The organism is Stutzerimonas stutzeri (assembly GCF_002909485.1).
GTDB lineage: Bacteria > Pseudomonadota > Gammaproteobacteria > Pseudomonadales > Pseudomonadaceae > Stutzerimonas > Stutzerimonas stutzeri_AH.
Map to the genome: position 1 here is coordinate 284,279 of NZ_PPXG01000008.1, position 17,831 is coordinate 302,109.

The following is a 17,831-nucleotide window of genomic DNA, read 5'->3' on the forward strand; positions in this document are numbered from 1 at the left end:
AATATTCTAGTTCAGACTGGAGGCCGGATGGCCCGTAGTAGCCGCAAGCAGGAAATCCTTCAGGGCGCACTCGCCTGTTTCACCGAGTTCGGCGTGGAGGCGACCACCATCGAGATGATTCGTGATCGTTCCGGCGCCAGCATCGGCAGCCTTTATCACCACTTCGGTAATCGTGAGCGGATCATCGCCGCGCTGTATCTGGAAGGGATCGGCGAGTACGCCGCGCTGCTGGAAGCCGGGCTGATCGAAACGCTGGACGCGGAAGCCTGCGTCCGGCTTTTCGTCACCAGCTACATCGACTGGGTGGTGGCGAATCCGGATTGGGCGCGCTTCGTTCTGCATAACCGCGGGCGGGTCGAGGCCGGGGAGATGGGCGAGCAGCTGCGCGAGGTCAATCGCACCCACGGTGAGCGGGTCGGGGCGATCCTTCGCCGTCACCGGGAAAGCGGAGCCTTTCGGCGGATGCCCGGCGACTGCTTTCTCGCAGTGGTGATCGGACCCTGCCATGACATGGCGCGTAACTGGCTGGCGGGACGTTCCCGCACCGCGCTGGCCGACTGCCGCGAGCTGCTCGCGGACATCGCCTGGGCCAGCGTCAGGGCCTGACGATCAGACGCCGAGGCTTTCGATATCGCGGGCGAGCATTTCCAGCTGGTGGGCCAGCGAGTTCTTCAGGGTGTCCTCGCTGAGCTGGAATGACGGCGCACCGCAGGTCAGCGCCATGATGCTGCCGTCGGCCAGGTGAAGCGGCACACCGGCAGCCATCACGTTGCGGTCCCAGTCGCCGAGCGACAGGCAGAAGCCGTGCTGTACGAACTCCTCGAACGAGGCGTGCAGCGAAGCCTCGATGGCGGTCCAGCCATCACCGTACTTGCTGGCCAGAGCGGCCATCAGATGCTCGCGTTCCTTCTCCGGGGTGGCGGCGAGAAAGGCGCGACCGGCGGCGGTGGTGGCCAGCGGCAGGCGCACGCCAGCGTCCATGCGCAGGGTGGTGACCTCGGCCGGGCGGCAGTTTTCCACGTAGATCATCGACAGTCGGTCACGGCACGTCAGGCCCACGGTGGTGTTGGTGCGGCGGGCGAATTCATCCATGTACGGCTTGGCCAGCTGGCGCACGCGCAGGTTGGAGACGTAGGCATAACCGAGCGCCAGCACGCCGGAATCGAGCTGGTATTTCTCCAACTGCTGCGAATAGCTGAGGTAGCCGAGCTTGGTCAGGGTGTAGGTCATGCGCGACACGGTGGGCTTGGGCAGCCCGGTGATGCGTGCGATGTCCTGGTTGCCCATTACCACCGAGCCATGGGTGAAGGCACGCAGCACGTCCAGCCCGCGGGCCAGCGCTTCGACGAACTTGCGATCTTTGGGAGTGCCGGTGTCTTCGATGTCGTCGCTCATGGTCTCGGTCTTTCTAGCTAGTGGGCAGCGGTGGCGAACGATAGCAGATCGCCCGGCGTCGAGCAGTGCGGCCATTAGCGATCATTGCGATGGGAAAACTGATCTACTACTATCGAATTCGACATCAAGTTTCGCACAGTAAAACAATAATTCATTTTGGAGAATGTCGATGTCCGCTTCCGCGCAAGGCTACGTGGCTGCTGAACTCGCCCGTGGTGGTTACCAGAACGTTCATGACCTGCTTGCCCAGGCCTGCGCGAATCATCCGCAGCGCACGGCATTTTCCTGTGGCGACGACCGCCTCAACTACGCCGAGCTGGCCACATGGGCTGACGCCTTCGCCCGCTACCTGCGGCATCACGCTGGTCTGCAACCCGGTGATCGGCTGGCGCTGCAGCTGCCCAATTCGTTGCAGTATCCCATCGCCGTATTCGGGGCGCTCAAGGCCGGGCTGGTGATCGTCAACACCAATCCGCAGTACACCGCTGCCGAAGCCGGACATCAGTTCCGTGATTCCGGCGCCAAGGCGATCCTTGTGCTCGATCGGCTGCTGCCACTGGTGCGCGCGGTGCTGGCGGACAGCGGTCTGCAGCAGATCATCCTGACCAGCGTTGACGATCTGCAGGAGCCTGCCTACGAAAGCGGGGAGCCTGAAACGCAGCGCTTTATGCAGGCGCTGCGGCTGGGTGCGGAAAGTCCGCCGCTGGAAGGCGAGGCAGGCCTCGACCGGCTGGCGCTGCTGCAATACACCGGCGGCACGACCGGTGTGTCCAAGGGCGCGATGCTCACGCACCGCAACCTGCTGGCCAACGTATTGCAGACCATCGAACTGTTTGACCGGCCGGGCCTGCTGGAGCCGGAAAAAGACGTGCGCATCGCGCCGCTGCCGCTGTATCACATCATGGCCTTTGCCACGAACTGTCTGAGCTCGGTGGGCATGGGCCTGCACACCGTGTTCATCCGCGACGGGCGCAATCTGGACGAGACCATCGGCGCCATGCGTCGCTATCCCTTCAGCCTGCTCAGCGGCATCAACACGCTGTTTGTCGGGCTGATGAATCATCCGGAATTTCGCAGCATCGATTTCTCCCATCTGAAGTGGGCGACCTCAGGCGGTGCGCCGCTGAACAGCGAAGTAGGGCGCCGTTGGCAGGCACTGACCGGCGCGCCGATCCGCGAAGGTTTCGGCCTGACCGAGGCCTCGCCGGTGGTGGCGACCGGGACGCAGCTGAGCCCCTACCGCGAAGGCTACATCGGTCAGGCGCTGATCGAGACCGAGCTGCGCACCGTGGATGACGAGGGCAACGACGTAGCGCCGGAAACTCCGGGCGAATTGTGGCTGCGCGGCCCGCAGGTGATGCAGGGCTATTGGCAGCGGCCGGATGAGACAGCCAAGGTGCTCACCGCCGATGGCTGGTTGAAGACCGGCGACATCGCCTTGCTGGATGTCGAGGGCTTCGTGAAGATCGTTGATCGCAAGAAGGACATGATCCTGGTGTCCGGCTTCAACGTCTTTCCCAACGAGATCGAGGATGTGCTGATGCAGCATCCATCCGTGCGTGAATGCGTGGCGGTGGGCGTGCCGGATGCGCGCAAGGGCGAGGCGGTGAAGGTCTTTGTCAGCCTCAAGGACGATGCGGTTGACGACCAGGCGTTGCTCGAGCATTGCCGGCAGTACCTCACCGGCTACAAGATGCCGAGCTTTCTCGAGATACGTGATGAATTGCCCAAGACGGCGGTGGGCAAGTTGCTGCGTCGGCAGCTGCGTGACGAAGCGCGCGCCGCTTTGGGCTGATCGCTACCTATATATATGTTGGCGGGGCGACGGGCGGACCGGCAGGGGCCACAGCCCGCCACGGCAGCAGGGCTAGGCGCAGCAAGCCTTCGGCAGTCGGGCGGAAATATCAATCCGCGCTTGTTGCCCTAGGGGGTTTCTGATATAAAGCAGCGCTCTTTTCTAGGGGCCCGGTATCTTCGTTTGCAACGTGACCGGTAAGACCCCCATGAAACGTGGCGCTGAGCGCCGAACTGACAAGTGAATTCAAGCGGCCAACCCATGCCGGGTTGGGCATGTGGTTTTAGAGGGCTGAGCCATGTCGAGAGTCTGTCAAGTTACCGGTAAGGGTCCGGTAACCGGAAACAACGTTTCCCACGCAAACAACAAAACCCGTCGTCGTTTCCTGCCGAACCTGCAGCATCACCGCTTCTGGGTCGAGTCGGAGAACCGCTTCGTCCGTCTGCGCCTGACTGCCAAAGGCATGCGCATCATCGACAAGCGCGGCATTGACGTCGTTCTGTCCGAGCTGCGCGCCCGCGGCGAAAAGGTTTAAGGAGAACTATCATGCGTGACCTGATCCGTTTGGTGTCCAGCGCCGGTACCGGCCATTTCTACACCACCGACAAGAACAAGCGCACCACCCCCGACAAGCTCGAAATCAAGAAATTCGATCCGGTCGTACGCAAGCACGTGATGTACAAGGAAGCCAAGATCAAGTAATTGGTCGGCCCTTGAAGAAAGAACCCGCCTCTCGGCGGGTTTTTTCGTTTCTGGCTATGGGCAAAGTTGCCGAGGCTTGCAATCACTCGCCGGTCGTCGTTCGCTCTGCCTACTTTGATATGCATCATGTACGGCGCCTGTCGAATTCGCCTATCGTGCGAGCTCTTTTTTCTCCCACTTTCGGCACGAGGATGCGCAGCGCATGGCGAAGACGGACGGGCCCATTGCGGCAGACACCAAGAGCACTTCCAGCATCGCCCTGCAGGCGGCTTCCGAAGATATCTGGGCACAGAAATATCGCCTGACCAGCAAGGACGGCACGCCCATCGACGAGAGTGTCGACGACACCTGGCAGCGGGTCGCCCGCGCCCTGGCCGACGTCGAGCCGGCCAAGCGGCGCGAGCACTGGCACGAGCGCTTCCTCTGGGCGCTGCGCAATGGCGCCATTCCGGCCGGGCGGATCATTTCCAACGCCGGCGCGCAGGATTACAAGCCGGCCACCTCGACCATCAACTGCACCGTCTCGGGGTCGATCACCGACTCGATGGACGACATCCTGGGCAAGGTCCACGAGGCCGGCCTGACGCTCAAGGCCGGCTGCGGTATCGGCTACGAGTTCAGCACTCTACGTCCGCGTGGCTCCTTCGTCTCCGGGGCTGGCGCACATACCAGCGGCCCGCTGTCGTTCATGGATATCTTCGACAAGATGTGCTTCACCGTCAGTTCAGCCGGTGGTCGCCGTGGCGCGCAGATGGGCACTTTCGATGTCGGTCATCCGGACGTGCGCGAGTTTATCCGCGCCAAGCGTGAAGACGGCCGGCTGCGCCAGTTCAACCTCAGCCTGCTGATTACCGATGAGTTCATGCAGGCGGTGGATGCCGACGGTGAATGGCCGCTGATCTTCCCGGTGCATGCCAAGGAAGCCGGCGAGCTCGACCTGGCAGACGCCGAGCACGTGCTGTGGCGCGAGTGGCCGGTGCATGACGGCTACATCGTTCGCGACGACGGCCTGGTGGCCTGCAAGATATACGGGCGGGTCAAGGCGCGGCATCTGTGGGACATGATCATGGTCTCCACCTATGACTATGCCGAGCCCGGCTTCATCCTGATCGACCGCGTCAACCAGCTGAACAACAACTGGTGGTGCGAAGCGATCCGCGCCACCAACCCCTGCGGCGAGCAGCCACTGCCGCCTTACGGGTCGTGCCTGCTGGGCTCGATCAACCTGACCAACTTCGTCATCGACCCGTTCGGCGTCGATGCCCGCTTCGACTGGGACAAGTACCGAGAAGTGGTGCGCGTCTTCACCCGCATGCTCGATAACGTAGTGGAGATCAACGGCTTGCCGCTGGAGCAGCAGCGCCACGAGATCGAAAGCAAGCGCCGCCACGGCATGGGCTTCCTTGGCCTCGGCTCGACGCTGACGCTGCTCAAACTGCGCTATGGCAGCCCGGAAGCCTGCGTGTTCACCGAAGAAGTTGCCCGTGAAATGGCACTGGTCGGCTGGGAGCAGGCGCTGGAACTGTCCAAGGAGAAGGGTCCGGCACCGCTGCTGAGCCAGACCTTCGAGGTCACCGCCGAAATGTTGCGCAAGCGTCCTGAGATGGCCAAGGACGGCTACAAGGTCGGTGATCAGGTCGCCGGCCGCGTGCTGCACGCCAAGTATTCGCGGTACATGCAGAAGATCGCCGAGTACGCGCCGGAGCTGATCGAGTCGCTGGCCGAGCAGGGCGCGCGCTTCACCCACCACAGCTCCATCGCGCCCACCGGCACCATCAGCCTGAGCCTGGCCAACAACGCCTCCAACGGCATCGAGCCGAGCTTCGCTCATCACTACTCGCGCAACCTGATCCGTCCGGGCCGCAAGGCCAAGGAGAAGATCGAGGTGTTCAGCTACGAGCTGCTGGCCTATCGCACGCTGATCAACGAGCGCGCCAAGCCGGGCTCCGACGAGCCGGGCGAGAAGCTGCCGGACTACTTCATCACCGCCGATGATGTCAGTCCGACCCAGCACGTGGATATCCAGGCCGCCGCGCAGAAGTGGGTCGATTCGTCGATCTCCAAGACTGCCAATGTGCCCACCGATTATCCGTTCGAAGCGTTCAAGGATATTTACCGCTACGCCTGGCGTCAGGGGCTCAAGGGTTGCACCACCTTCCGCTTCAATCCGGCGGCGTTCCAGGGCGTGTTGGTCAAGGAATCGGACTTGGAGAAGACGCTTTACCGCTTCACCCTCGAGGACGGCAGTGTGGTCGAGCTCAAGGGCAACCAGGAGGTCGAGTACGACGGTGAGGTGAATACCGCCGCCAACCTGTTCGATGCCCTGAAAGAAGGCTACTACGGCAAGTACTGAACCTGCCTGCCCAAACCGTTTGCACGCTGGGCTGCGGACGCCGCCCGGCAGGAGAGATTGCACAATGACCGTAAAGATTACCCAGCGCATTAAGGGCTTCAAGGTCGTCGACGAGACCCTCGAACGCCCCGCAGCTGCTGCGAGCAATGACAGCAAGGCGAGCAAGACCGTTAATGTCGTGGAAATGGACGAGAGCCTGCAGCGTCCGGAAACCCTGATCGGCATGACCTACAAGATCAAGTCGCCGCTGTTCGAGCATGCCCTGTACGTCACCGTGAACGACATCGTGCTCAACGCCGGCACGCCGCATGAACAGCGTCGGCCGTTCGAGATCTTCATCAATTCGAAGAACATGGACCATTTCCAGTGGATCGTGGCGCTGACCCGCATCATGTCTGCGGTGTTCCGCAAGGGTGGCGACTGCACCTTCCTCGTCGAGGAGCTCAAGGCGGTGTTCGATCCGCGCGGCGGCTACCTGAAGAAGGGCGGCGTCTACATGCCATCGATCGTGGCCGAGATCGGTGCGGTGCTGGAGCGTCATCTGATCGCCATCGGCATGCTCGAAGGCCATGCGCTGGACGAAACGCAGCTCAAGTACCTGGCCGAAAAGCGCGCGGCTTACGAGGCCAGCCAGGGCGCGGTGGCGGTCGAGCCGGGCGAAGGCTTTCCGGCCGGCGCGCAGCTGTGCAACAAGTGCAACACCCAGGCCGTAGTGCAGATGGATGGCTGCGCCACCTGCCTGAACTGCGGCAATTCCAAGTGCGGATGAACCTTGCGCGCTGATTTCTTTGTGACGTCTGTCAGGCCCGCTTTACCGGGCGGGTCTGGCTCTGCTAGCTTTCAGTACATCGTCATCAATACAACACTGGCCTCCAATCCCATGTCCCCCGTTGTCCACAGCCTGTTTCCCGTTAAGTCAGCCGATCTCGGCGCGGCGCGGCTGTGCGCAATCGCTCCACCTCCATCTGTCGTTGCCGACCTGGCAATCGCGCCACCACCTCCACAGGCGGTTGCGCTGGGCTGATCCGCCCACACTTCGCAGCTCCAGTTTTCGCTTCCGATCCTTCTGAGTCGGTGCGCGCACGTTTCGGCGTTCGCTGGAGCCTGTTTGGCTTCGACAGGTAATCACTGATGACTTTCAACAAATCGTTGTGGACGTCCTACGGCGTCATGACCGTGTTCGTGCTGCTGTGGGGCAGTGCGGCAATCTTCACCCGCTGGGGGCTGGACCACGGCACCCCCTTCGCCCTGCTGATCGTGCGTTTCGCTCTGGCGCTGGGGGCTGTTCTGCTGATCGGCCTTTACCGGCGGCGCTGGCGGCCGGCCCCTGGTACTGGTCGGCAGACTGCGACCGCCGGGCTGCTGATGATCGGCTGTTACTCGATCTGCTATTTCCAGGCCATGGCCCATGGTGTGACGCCGGGTGTGATCGCGACGCTGCTCGGTGTGCAGCCGATCCTCACCCTCTTGCTTCTTGAACGGCGCTTCTCGCCGTTGCGTCTGCTGGGACTGTTGGTGGCACTGGCCGGGTTGGCTGCGGTGGTCTTCCAGAGTCTGGTGCTGGCACGTTTCTCTCTCGCCGGGATGCTTTTCGCCCTTGGCGCGATGTTGTGCATGACCGTGGGCGCGATCCTGCAGCAGCGTGTTCGGCAGAGCCCGGTGGAGGTGCTGCCGATGCAGTACGGAGTAAGCCTGCTGCTGTGCCTGGCGTTCGTGCCGTTCCAGCCAATTCAGCTCGAAGCTGTAACTGGCTTCATCGTTCCGGTGCTCTGGCTGGGGCTGGTGATTTCGGTGGCCGCGCAGCTGTTGCTGTATCGCATGATCCAGACCGGCAATCTGGTCAACGTCACCAGCCTGTTCTATCTGGTACCGGTGGTCACCGTGGGAATGGATTACCTGTTCCTCGGCAACCAGCTGTCGCGCCTCGGATTGCTGGGCATGGGGGCGATTCTGCTGGGGTTGGCGTTGGTGTTCAGGGCGGCGCCGCAGCCGCATCGCGGATGAACAAAGACCGGGCGGTTGCCGCCCGGCCTTTCGGCAGCTTCAGCTGACCACGCGGTAGCACGGCGTGTAGGGCACGCCGCCGGGCAGCTTCATGCGGTGCTGTTCGACGAAGGCCTGCAGCAGCTTGTCCAGCGGCTGCATGATTGCCGCATCGCCGTGGATTTCGTAACGACCGTACTGCTCGATGCGGCGGATGCCCTTGTCCTTGACGTTGCCGGCGACGATGCCGGAGAACGCACGGCGCAGATTGGCAGCCAGCTCGTGTGGCGGCAGGTCCCGGCGCAGCGGCAGGCTCGCCATGGCCTCGTGAGTCGGATCGAACGGCCGCTGGAAGCCTTCCTCGATCTTCAGCAGCCAGTTGAAGTGGAAGGCATCGTTGCGCTCGCGGCGGAAGCGACGGACTTCGCGCAGGCCCTCGGTCATCTGCCGGGCCACTTCGGTAGGGTCGTTGAACACGATCTGGTAGCGCTTCTGGGCTTCCTCGCCAAGGGTCGCGCCGACGAAATCGTGCAGCTGCTGCAGATAATCTGCCGCATCGCTCGGGCCGGTGAGAATGACCGGGAAGGGCACGTCACGATTGGCCGGGTGCAACAGAATGCCGAGCAGGTAGAGGAACTCCTCAGCCGTGCCGACGCCGCCGGGGAAGATGATGATGCCGTGACCGACGCGGACGAAGGCCTCCAGACGTTTCTCGATGTCGGGCAGGATCACCAACTCATTGACGATCGGGTTCGGTGCCTCGGCGGCGATGATGCCGGGCTCGGTCAAGCCCAGGTACCGGCTGCCGTTGCGGCGCTGCTTGGCATGGGCGATGGTGGCGCCCTTCATCGGCCCTTTCATTACGCCTGGGCCGCAACCGGTGCAGACATCCAGGCTGCGCAGGCCCAGCTCATGGCCGACGCGCTTGCTGTATTTGTACTCCTCGGTGCTGATGGAGTGGCCGCCCCAGCACACCACCATGTTCGGCTCGATTCCGGGGCGCAGGGTGCGGGCGTTGCGCAACAGGTGGAATACGTAGTCGGTGATGCCCTGTGAGGTGCTCAGGTCGATGCGCGCGCTGCTCAGCTCGCTTTCGGTGTAGACGATGTCGCGCAGGGCGCTGAAGAGCATCTCGCGGGTGCTGGCAATCATCTCGCCATCCACAAAGGCATCGGCCGGAGCGTTGAACAGCTCCAGGCGTACACCGCGATCCTGCTGCAGGATGCGCACTTCGAAGTCTTCATAGGCTTCGAGGATGGTCTTGGCGTTGTCGATGCGCGTGCCGGTGTTGAGAATGGCCAAAGCACACTGGCGGAACAGCTTGTGGGTGCTGCCCGAGCCGACTTCGCTCAGTTGCTGTACTTCGCGTTGCGAGAGGGTTTCGAGGCTACCCTTGGGGCTAACCGAGGCGTTGATTACATAGCGTTGGGTCATTGATGATTCCTGAGTTCGATGGCAACACCATCGAGGAGGCTGGTGCACCGAGACGACGGCCGACAGTTGCCGTCTGCGGTGTGGCTCGGGCCAGGCTCCGCCGGCGGCTGCGTGTAGCGTGCCGCCATCTTAACGCGCTGGCGAAGCAGCGGAAGCGATCCTGCGTTCGCTCGGCGAAAAAGCGCTGCAGCGCTCAGCGGCTGGGTGCCTGTAGGTCATGGAGTTCAGCTTCGACCTCAAGGCCAATAGGCGGTTCGCTCTGGGCCGCCTCGCTTCCGCTCAGGCTGCAAGTGCTCACGTCCAGCCGTAGCGCACCAGATGGAAGAAGATGGGCGCGGCGAAGCAGACCGAATCGAGCCGATCGAGCATGCCGCCGTGGCCTTCGATCATGTGTCCCCAGTCCTTGACGCCACGGTCGCGCTTGATCGCCGACATCACCAGGCCGCCGAAGAAGCCCAGCAGGTTCAGCAGCAGCGCCATCAGCGCCGCCTGCCACCAGGCGAACGGAGTGATCCAGAACAGCGCCGCGCCGATCAGCGTCGCAAGGAAGATACCGCCAACGAAGCCTTCGACGGTCTTGGACGGCGACAGCCGTGGGGCGATCTTGCGTTTGCCGGCCAGCTTGCCGCAGACGTACTGCAACACGTCGGAGAGCTGCACGACGATAATCAGCCAGGCGATCAGCAGCAGGTTGCGGCCTTCGTAGCCTGCAATCTCCAGCGTGAGCAGGGCAGGGACGTGGGAGACGCAGAACACCGCGATCATCAGGCCCCACTGCACCTTGGACGCGCGCTCGAGAAAGCGCGTGGTATCGCCGCCCAGCGACGCCAGGATGGGTAGCAGCAGAAAGACGTAGACCGGAATGAAGATGGCGAAAAGGCCGTACCAACCAATGCCTACCAGTAGATATTGCAGTGGCAGGACGAGATAGAAGGCCGCGACCAGCGCCGGGTAATCACTGCCCCGCGTCGGGGTCAGCGTCATGAACTCGCGCAGGGCGAAGAAGGACACCAGGTAGAAGAGGATCACCACCGCGGTGTGGCCGAGCCAGAAGGCGATGCCGATCACCGCGACCATCACCCACCAAGCGTTGATGCGCGCGTTGAGGTTGTCGATAACCGGGCTGGCTTCGGCGCCACTGCGACGTTTGAGCACGAAGCCGATCAGTGAGGCGAGGGCGAGCAGGGCGCCGATACCGGCGAACAGCAGCAGGGTATTGCGATCCATGTCAGTCTTCCTTTGGGGCCAGTTCCAGCAGAGCCTGGCGGGCGCGCTGGAGAAACGCGTCCTTGCCTTCGTCATTCTCGATGCTCATCGGCACGCCAAAGCTCACGCTGCAGAGTAGAGGCAGCGGCAGGCTGCGACCCTTTGGCATCACCCGATTGAGGTTGGCGATCCATACCGGCACCAGCTCCACGTCTGGGCACGCCAGGCCCAGGCGGTACAGCCCGCTCTTGAACGGCAGCAGCCCCTCTTCCAGATTGCGTGTGCCCTCGGGGAAGAGGATCAGCGAATCGCCGCCAGCCAGGGCGTCGAGCATCGGTTGCAGCGGATTCGATTCCGGGCCGCTGCGCTCGCGATCCACCAGCACACCATTGAACAGACGGTGAATGACGAAGCGGCGCAGCGCACTGCTCTGCCAGTAATCGGCGCCCGCTACGGGTCGAGTTCTGCGCCGCAGAGCGGGCGGCAGCGATGCCCAGAGCAGCACGAAATCACCATGGCTGCTGTGGTTGGCGAAGTAGATGCGTTGCGTGCTGAGCGGCGCGCAACCGATCCAGAGGCTGCGCGTACCGGTCAGCAATCGTGCGACGGAAGTGATCGCAAAGGCGAGCAGGGAGCCGAGCATGGAAGTTGTTCCTCGGTGTTCTGACGGAAGAGGTATGCGGGCAGATGGGCAGATTCAGTTCGCTTCGGCTGGCGCCGCCGCGGTTTCCGCCAGGCCTTGCCTGACCCGGTTGCTCAACGTGATAACCGACAGTACGGCGATCAGTAGCAGAAGGCCGTTGACCCAGGCAGAGGGCAACAGGCCCAGGGCGATTCCAGTGGCCAGCACGCCAAAGGCGAACGCCCTGTCGCTCTTGCCCATTGGGCCGTCGTAGCGGCGAGAGGCGCCCACCATCGGGCCGAGCACGCCGGCGTATTCGGTCAGTGCGGCCAGCACTACCACCAGCACCACGGCAGCAGGCCAGACGCCAAGCACCAGCGCGAGGGGAAGATAAAGCGCTGCGTCGGCGGCTACGTCGCAGAGTTCGTTGAGGTAGGCGCCAAGCTTCGATTGTTGACCGAACTCGCGGGCCAGCATGCCGTCGATGGCGTTCAGCGCCATGCGCAGCAGCATCCACATTGGGATCAGAAGAAATACCCAGCGGTGCTCGACAAGCAGCGCGACGGCTATGGCCACACCCAGCGACACGACCAGTGCCGCCACTGTGACCTGATTGGCCGTGATGCCTCGGTCATAGAGACGCTGAACCAGCGGACGCAGTAGCGCCTGGAAGCGGGGTTTGAGCTGATAGATGGATGGCACGCACCGATTCCTTTCGATGTTTTGGGGGGCTGCCGCACGTTCCGGGCTGTTGCCAGTGCGCGTCTTATGCGCCGGCACTTTGGGGTAAAGCCGGATCAGTCGCAAGTTGCGCTGGAAAATTTGCGAGGCGTTGAACGCTTTCGCGGCGGGTCTGTGCTTGGCGCCGATCTAGAACGCAAAAGGCAGCGCGCTGGATGGACGCTGGCGCGCCTTGAGCAGACGATGAAACTCGGCCGGGTCCTTCACCTGCACATCCATCTTGCCTTCGTGACGCTGCGCCGCGATCAGCCGCGACAGCCAGAAGCGCACGCAGGCCACGCGCAGCATCGGTTGCCAGAGCTCGGCTTCGGCCGGGGTGAAACGACGCAGGGCAGAGTAGGCCGCCAGCAACGGCTCACTGCGCTCGCCGTCGATCTCGCCGGTGGGGTGCGAGCACCAATCGTTCACGGCGATGGCCAGGTCATAGAGCATCGGACCGGAGCAGGCGTTGTAGAAGTCGATCACGCCGGTCAGGTGGCTGCCTTCGAACAGCACGTTATCGCGGAATAAATCGGCATGCAGGTTGGCCCGTGGCAGGGCGAGCAGTTTCGGCCGCAGCTCGGCGATTTCCGCCAGGCCATCGCGCAACAACGGCAGCTGATCGTCAGGCAGGCTCAGCGCTAAGCTTGGCCCCTGTTCCTGCATCCAGTCCAGACCACGGTCGCTGGCGCGCTCGAGGATGTGCTCGCGGGTGGCCAGATGCAGACGCGCCAGCAGCCGGCCGACCTCGGAGCAGTGGTGCGGGTTGGGCGCCATCACATGCTTGCCTGGCAGGCGCGGCTGCAGCAGCGCAGGCTTTTCCGCCAGCTTGCGCAGCGCCTCGCCCTGCTCGCTGCGCAGCGCATAGGGCACCGGTAGGCCGGCGCGGTGCAGCACGTCGAGCAGCTCGATGAAGAACGGCAAATCCTGGGTCGGACCACGCTCGATCAGCGTCAGTACGTATTCGCCTTGTTCGAGGCTGACGAAGAAATTGCTGTTCTCGCTGCCTGCGACGATGCCCTGGAAGTCGTGCAGCCGGCCGAGTCTGTACGGCGCCAGAAAGGCCTCCAGTTCATCGCGTTGCAGGGGCGTGAATACCGACATGCTGTGCTCCTAGCGACTAATGGGTTACCAGCTGAAGATCTTCCAGGAAGGAATCAGCATGTCTGGCTGGTCGGCACGGACGAAGTTGCCGTCGTTGCCATCGGCGCGCACCAGAAAGTAAGGCTTGCCGCGTTTGGGCGTGACCTTCACGGCATAGAGGAAGCCATTGACGCGATATTCCTCGACGGTGCGGTCGCCTTCCTGACGGATGGTTACGTCAGGCTCGCCGTCGACCGATTCCTGGGCGAAGCCGGCCAGGGGAGCGCACGCCAGCAGGCTGGCCAGCATCAGGTGTTTGAGAGCGCGCATGGTAACCTTGTCCCTTTGTCGATAAGTGGTCCTTGGCATTCTAGCTCCGGGCCCGCCGAAAAGGTTGATTCCGCTCATGAGCCAAGCTCCCCTCATCCTGGTGGACGGTTCGTCCTACCTCTATCGCGCCTTCCATGCCCTGCCTCCTTTGACCACCTCCACCGGCAAACCGACCGGCGCGGTCAAGGGCGTGCTGAACATGCTGCTCAGCCTGCGCCGGCAATACCCGGACAGCCCGTTCGCGGTGGTTTTCGATGCCAAGGGGCCAACCTTCCGCGACGCGCTGTTCGAGAACTACAAGTCTCATCGTCCGCCGATGCCGGATGACCTGCGCTCCCAGGTCGAGCCGCTGCATGCCAGCGTTCGCGCGCTCGGTATGCCGCTCCTGTGCGTGGAAGGCGTCGAGGCCGACGACGTCATTGGCACCCTGGCCCGGCAGTGCGCAGCGCTGGGCCGCGATGTGGTGATTTCCACCGGCGACAAGGACATGGCCCAGCTTGTCTGTCCCCACGTCACTCTGGTCAATACCATGACCGGCAGCGTTTATGACATCGAAGGGGTGAAGAACAAGTTCGGCGTTGGCCCTGAGCTGATCATCGATTTTCTCGCGCTGATGGGTGACAAGGTCGACAACATTCCCGGTGTGCCTGGCGTCGGTGAAAAGACCGCTTGCGGCCTGCTCAATGGTATTCCCGGCGGGCTCAAGGGTTTGTACGAGAGCCTCGATCAGGTCGCCGGCCTGCCGATCCGGGGAGCCAAGACGCTGGGCGCAAAACTCGCCGAGCATCGTGACGCCGCTTTCATGTCCTACGAGCTGGCGACCATCAAGCTCGATGTGGCGCTGGATGTCGAAGTTACCGATCTGATGCCCGGCGAGCCGCATCGAGAGGCATTGATCGCGCTGTACCGCGAGCTGGAATTCAAGAACTGGCTGGACGACCTGCTGCGCGAGGCCAAAGCGGCGGGCGAGAACTGCGAGGTGCAGCCCGAAGGCTGCTCCATTCAAGCCGAAGCCGAGTACACCACCATCCTCGAGCAGGCCGAGTTCGATGACTGGCTTGAGCACCTGAAAGCCGCCGAGTGTTTTGCCTTCGACACAGAGACCACCAGCATTGACGCGCAGAAGGCGCAACTGGTCGGTGTGTCCTTTGCCATTGAGGTCGGCAAAGCCGCCTACGTGCCGCTCGGTCACAGCTATATGGGCGTACCGCAACAGCTCGATCTCGAGGCCGTGCTCGCCGCACTCAAGCCGCTGCTGGAAGATCCGGCGAAAACCAAGGTCTGCCAGCACGGCAAGTACGACATGAACGTACTGATGCGCTACGGCATCGAGATGCGCGGCATGACCTTCGACACCATGCTCGAATCCTACGTGCTCGACGCCACCGCCACGCGCCACGACATGGACAGTCTTGCGCTCAAGTACCTCGGCCGCGGCACCATCCGCTTCGAGGACATCGCCGGCAAGGGCGCCAAGCAGCTGACGTTCGACCAGATCGCCATCGAGCAGGCCGGCCCCTACGCAGCCGAGGACGCCGACGTGACCCTGCGCCTGCACCAGACCCTGCTCGGCAAGCTGGAGCAAACGCCGTCGCTGCTCAAGGTGTTGACCGAGATCGAGATGCCGCTGGTGCCGGTGCTGGCGCGCATCGAACGCAGCGGCGCGTTGGTCGATGCCAATCTGCTTGGCCTGCAGAGCGTCGAAATTGGCAACAAGCTCGTCGAACTCGAGCGTGAAGCTTTTGAGATAGCCGGTGAGGAATTCAACCTTGGCTCGCCCAAGCAGCTCGGCGCGATTCTCTATGAAAAGCTGGGTTGTCCGGTGCTGTCCAAGACTGCCGGCGGGCAGCCGTCCACTGCCGAGAACGTGCTGGCCGACCTGGCCGAGCAAAACTACCCATTGCCCAAGGTGATCATGCAGCACCGATCCCTGAGCAAGCTCAAGGGCACCTATACCGACAAGCTGCCGCAGCAGATCAATCCGCGCACCGGGCGTATTCATACCAGCTACCACCAGGCAGTGACTGCCACCGGCCGGCTTTCTTCCTCGGATCCGAACCTGCAGAACATCCCGATCCGCACCGCCGAGGGGCGGCGCATTCGTCAGGCCTTTGTCGCCGCGCCGGGCTACAAGCTGCTGGCAGCCGACTATTCGCAGATCGAGCTGCGCATCATGGCCCATCTGGCGCAGGACGCGGGTCTGCTGCACGCCTTTCAGAACGATCTCGACGTGCATCGAGCCACCGCCGCCGAAGTCTTCGGCGTGCCACTGGAACAGGTCAGCAACGATCAGCGGCGCAGCGCCAAAGCGATCAACTTCGGCCTGATCTACGGCATGAGCGCGTTTGGCCTGGCCAAGCAGATCGACGTCGGCCGCAAGGAAGCGCAGGAATACATCGACCGTTATTTCGCCCGCTATCCCGGCGTGCTCGCCTACATGGAGCGCACGCGTACCCAGGCGGCGGAGCAGGGCTATGTCGAGACGCTGTTCGGCCGTCGGCTGTATCTGCCGGAGATCAATTCGAAGAACGGCGCCATGCGCAAGGGTGCCGAGCGCACCGCGATCAACGCGCCGATGCAGGGCACTGCGGCGGACATCATCAAGCGCGCCATGATCGCCGTGGACGGCTGGCTGCAGCAGAGTGGGCTGGATGCTCGGGTGATCCTGCAGGTTCACGATGAATTGGTGCTGGAAGTACGCGAAGACTTGATCGAGCAGGTCCGTGCGCAGATCTGCCCGTTGATGAGCGAGGCCGCCCAGCTGGATGTGCCGCTGCTGGTGGAAGCGGGCGTTGGCAACAACTGGGACGAAGCACACTGACCGAACTGCCGAAAAATGTCGTTAGCCGACAATTTTTTTTGAACGCGATGAACTTCCATTGCAACTCTTTGGTCAGAGCATGCGAAGGGTGTAAAAGCCCTTCGATGCTCCTTGTTGTGTTAAGTGTTGGCAGATCTCTGGACCCCGCCCTAGCGGTCCGGATTTGGACCTCGAACTTCCCCCTCCCCCAATGAAGTTCGAGGTTTTTTTTGCCTGCAGGAAAGCCACGGCAACAATCGGTGTAGTGCCGGCGGCAGCAGATATCTGTTGTCCAGCTGCGCAGCATCTTGCCAACGTTTCTGTGGATAACTCTGTGGGTAGTTCCCTGGCAGGCTCATGCCTAAAAGCTCTAAGTGCTCCTGCGCAGCTTTTTGCTCAGGCCTGTGCCAAGAGTTGCGCAGCTTTCTGTGACCAGCCGCTCAACAGGTCCGGCGCTCTTTCGATTTTTTGTGTAAGTGATTGAAATATATAGGGTTAAATTTTATGGCATGTGCCTTGTAACTGGAGAGTTGCCATATAGGCATTTTCGATTCCAGCAAGGAGAGCTCTCATGCCAACACCCGCATACCTGTCCCTCGAAGGCACTAAGCAAGGCCTGATTACCGCCGGTACCTTCACCGAGGACTCGGTGGGTAACATTTTCCAGGAAGGTCACGAGGACCAGATTCTGGTGCAGGCTTTCCAGCACCAGGTCATCATCCCGCGTGATCCGCAGTCCGGCCAACCGACCGGCCAGCGCGTACACAAGCCGCTGATGATTACCAAGGTATTCGACAAGTCGTCGCCGCTGATCTTCAACGCCCTGACTTCTGGCGAGCGCCTGAACAAGTGCCGTCTGGAGTGGTACCGAACTTCCTCGACTGGCACTCAGGAGCACTACTACACCATCGAGTTGGAAGATGCGGTGATCGTCGACGTGCAGTCGCGCATGCCCAACTGCCAGGACCCGAACATGTCCCACTTCACCCATCTGGAAGACGTTTACTTCACCTATCGCAAGATCGTCTGGACTCATGAAGTCTCCGGCACGTCGGGCTCCGACGACTGGCGCACCCCGATCGCTGGCTGATCAGCCGCGGTCCCGCTTCGGCCAGGCGAGCCTGGCCGAAGTCTTTTGCGAGGCATTGTGCAAAACCTTGTACTGCCGTTGCGGAATGCGGAAACAGCGCATTCCAGAGCGGCTGGCCTGTGTTACATCGAGGCTCCGCAAGCGCCCATGCGCTGATACATGGACTGAACAGGAGGAACATGGATGTTCGCCCCAGCCAACCAGGCCCACTTCACACTGACCCTCGAAGGCATCGAGCACGACTTCAAGGTGCTCGAATTCCGGGGCCGCGAAGCCATCAGCCAACCCTATCGCTTCGACCTGGAGCTGGTCAGCGAA

At 62.3% G+C, this 17,831-nt stretch carries 16 protein-coding genes; 9 read left to right on the forward strand and 7 right to left on the reverse strand.

Annotated features, from left to right (window positions below):
- The first annotated feature begins 27 nt into the window (after window positions 1-27).
- Window positions 28-606, forward strand: a complete 579-nt coding sequence (locus tag CXK91_RS19230) for a TetR/AcrR family transcriptional regulator (RefSeq protein ID WP_103457660.1) — start codon at window positions 28-30, stop codon at window positions 604-606.
- Window positions 607-609: 3 nt separating this feature from the next.
- Here the strand turns inward: CXK91_RS19230 and CXK91_RS19235 are convergent, their stop codons facing one another.
- The gene (locus CXK91_RS19235; protein WP_103457661.1) at window positions 610-1,395 is read right to left on the reverse strand and encodes an IclR family transcriptional regulator; all 786 of its coding nucleotides are present in this window, start codon (window positions 1,393-1,395) and stop codon (window positions 610-612) included.
- 169 nt (window positions 1,396-1,564) lie between these two features.
- Here CXK91_RS19235 and CXK91_RS19240 point away from each other — a divergent pair, with 169 nt between their 5' ends.
- From CXK91_RS19240 to CXK91_RS19265, 6 genes are all read left to right on the forward strand, one after another.
- Window positions 1,565-3,190, forward strand: a complete 1,626-nt coding sequence (locus CXK91_RS19240) for an AMP-binding protein (protein WP_103457662.1) — start codon at window positions 1,565-1,567, stop codon at window positions 3,188-3,190.
- 298 nt (window positions 3,191-3,488) lie between these two features.
- Window positions 3,489-3,725, forward strand: coding sequence for a 50S ribosomal protein L28 (gene rpmB, locus CXK91_RS19245; protein ID WP_102820383.1), 237 nt, complete (start codon window positions 3,489-3,491; stop codon window positions 3,723-3,725).
- An 11-nt stretch (window positions 3,726-3,736) separates the two neighbouring features.
- On the forward strand, window positions 3,737-3,892 hold the full coding sequence (gene rpmG, locus CXK91_RS19250; protein ID WP_025243687.1) for a 50S ribosomal protein L33: 156 nt from the start codon (window positions 3,737-3,739) through the stop codon (window positions 3,890-3,892).
- Between the two features lie 202 nt (window positions 3,893-4,094).
- The gene (locus CXK91_RS19255; RefSeq protein WP_103457663.1) at window positions 4,095-6,245 is read left to right on the forward strand and encodes an adenosylcobalamin-dependent ribonucleoside-diphosphate reductase; all 2,151 of its coding nucleotides are present in this window, start codon (window positions 4,095-4,097) and stop codon (window positions 6,243-6,245) included.
- A gap of 64 nt (window positions 6,246-6,309) precedes the next feature.
- Complete coding sequence (locus CXK91_RS19260; protein WP_103457664.1) at window positions 6,310-7,014, forward strand: NrdJb; 705 nt, start codon at window positions 6,310-6,312, stop codon at window positions 7,012-7,014.
- Between the two features lie 362 nt (window positions 7,015-7,376).
- Window positions 7,377-8,249 carry a DMT family transporter gene (locus tag CXK91_RS19265; protein ID WP_103457665.1) on the forward strand — a complete coding sequence of 291 codons (873 nt, stop codon included), beginning with the start codon at window positions 7,377-7,379 and terminating at the stop codon, window positions 8,247-8,249.
- 39 nt (window positions 8,250-8,288) lie between these two features.
- On the opposite strand, the gene ppnN is transcribed toward CXK91_RS19265, so the two are convergent.
- The 6 genes from ppnN to CXK91_RS19295 all read right to left on the reverse strand — a co-directional run bounded on the left by ppnN (window position 8,289) and on the right by CXK91_RS19295 (window position 13,623).
- Window positions 8,289-9,662 carry a nucleotide 5'-monophosphate nucleosidase PpnN gene (gene ppnN / locus CXK91_RS19270; RefSeq protein ID WP_103457666.1) on the reverse strand — a complete coding sequence of 458 codons (1,374 nt, stop codon included), beginning with the start codon at window positions 9,660-9,662 and terminating at the stop codon, window positions 8,289-8,291.
- A 294-nt stretch (window positions 9,663-9,956) separates the two neighbouring features.
- The gene (locus tag CXK91_RS19275; RefSeq protein ID WP_103457667.1) at window positions 9,957-10,889 is read right to left on the reverse strand and encodes a phosphatidate cytidylyltransferase; all 933 of its coding nucleotides are present in this window, start codon (window positions 10,887-10,889) and stop codon (window positions 9,957-9,959) included.
- 1 nt (window position 10,890) lies between these two features.
- Complete coding sequence (locus CXK91_RS19280; RefSeq protein ID WP_103457668.1) at window positions 10,891-11,511, reverse strand: lysophospholipid acyltransferase family protein; 621 nt, start codon at window positions 11,509-11,511, stop codon at window positions 10,891-10,893.
- A 54-nt stretch (window positions 11,512-11,565) separates the two neighbouring features.
- A complete protein-coding gene (locus CXK91_RS19285) occupies window positions 11,566-12,192 on the reverse strand; it encodes a CDP-alcohol phosphatidyltransferase family protein (protein ID WP_103457669.1) in 627 nt (208 codons plus the stop codon).
- A 168-nt stretch (window positions 12,193-12,360) separates the two neighbouring features.
- Complete coding sequence (locus tag CXK91_RS19290; protein WP_103457670.1) at window positions 12,361-13,314, reverse strand: homoserine kinase; 954 nt, start codon at window positions 13,312-13,314, stop codon at window positions 12,361-12,363.
- A 24-nt stretch (window positions 13,315-13,338) separates the two neighbouring features.
- The gene (locus CXK91_RS19295) at window positions 13,339-13,623 is read right to left on the reverse strand and encodes a DUF2782 domain-containing protein (protein WP_103457671.1); all 285 of its coding nucleotides are present in this window, start codon (window positions 13,621-13,623) and stop codon (window positions 13,339-13,341) included.
- Window positions 13,624-13,699: 76 nt separating this feature from the next.
- Here CXK91_RS19295 and polA point away from each other — a divergent pair, with 76 nt between their 5' ends.
- Complete coding sequence (gene polA / locus CXK91_RS19300; RefSeq protein ID WP_103457672.1) at window positions 13,700-16,444, forward strand: DNA polymerase I; 2,745 nt, start codon at window positions 13,700-13,702, stop codon at window positions 16,442-16,444.
- Between the two features lie 550 nt (window positions 16,445-16,994).
- Window positions 16,995-17,513 (forward strand): Hcp family type VI secretion system effector, encoded by a 519-nt coding sequence (locus tag CXK91_RS19305; protein WP_003284174.1) that lies wholly within the window; start codon window positions 16,995-16,997, stop codon window positions 17,511-17,513.
- The last annotated feature ends 318 nt before the right edge of the window (window positions 17,514-17,831 follow it).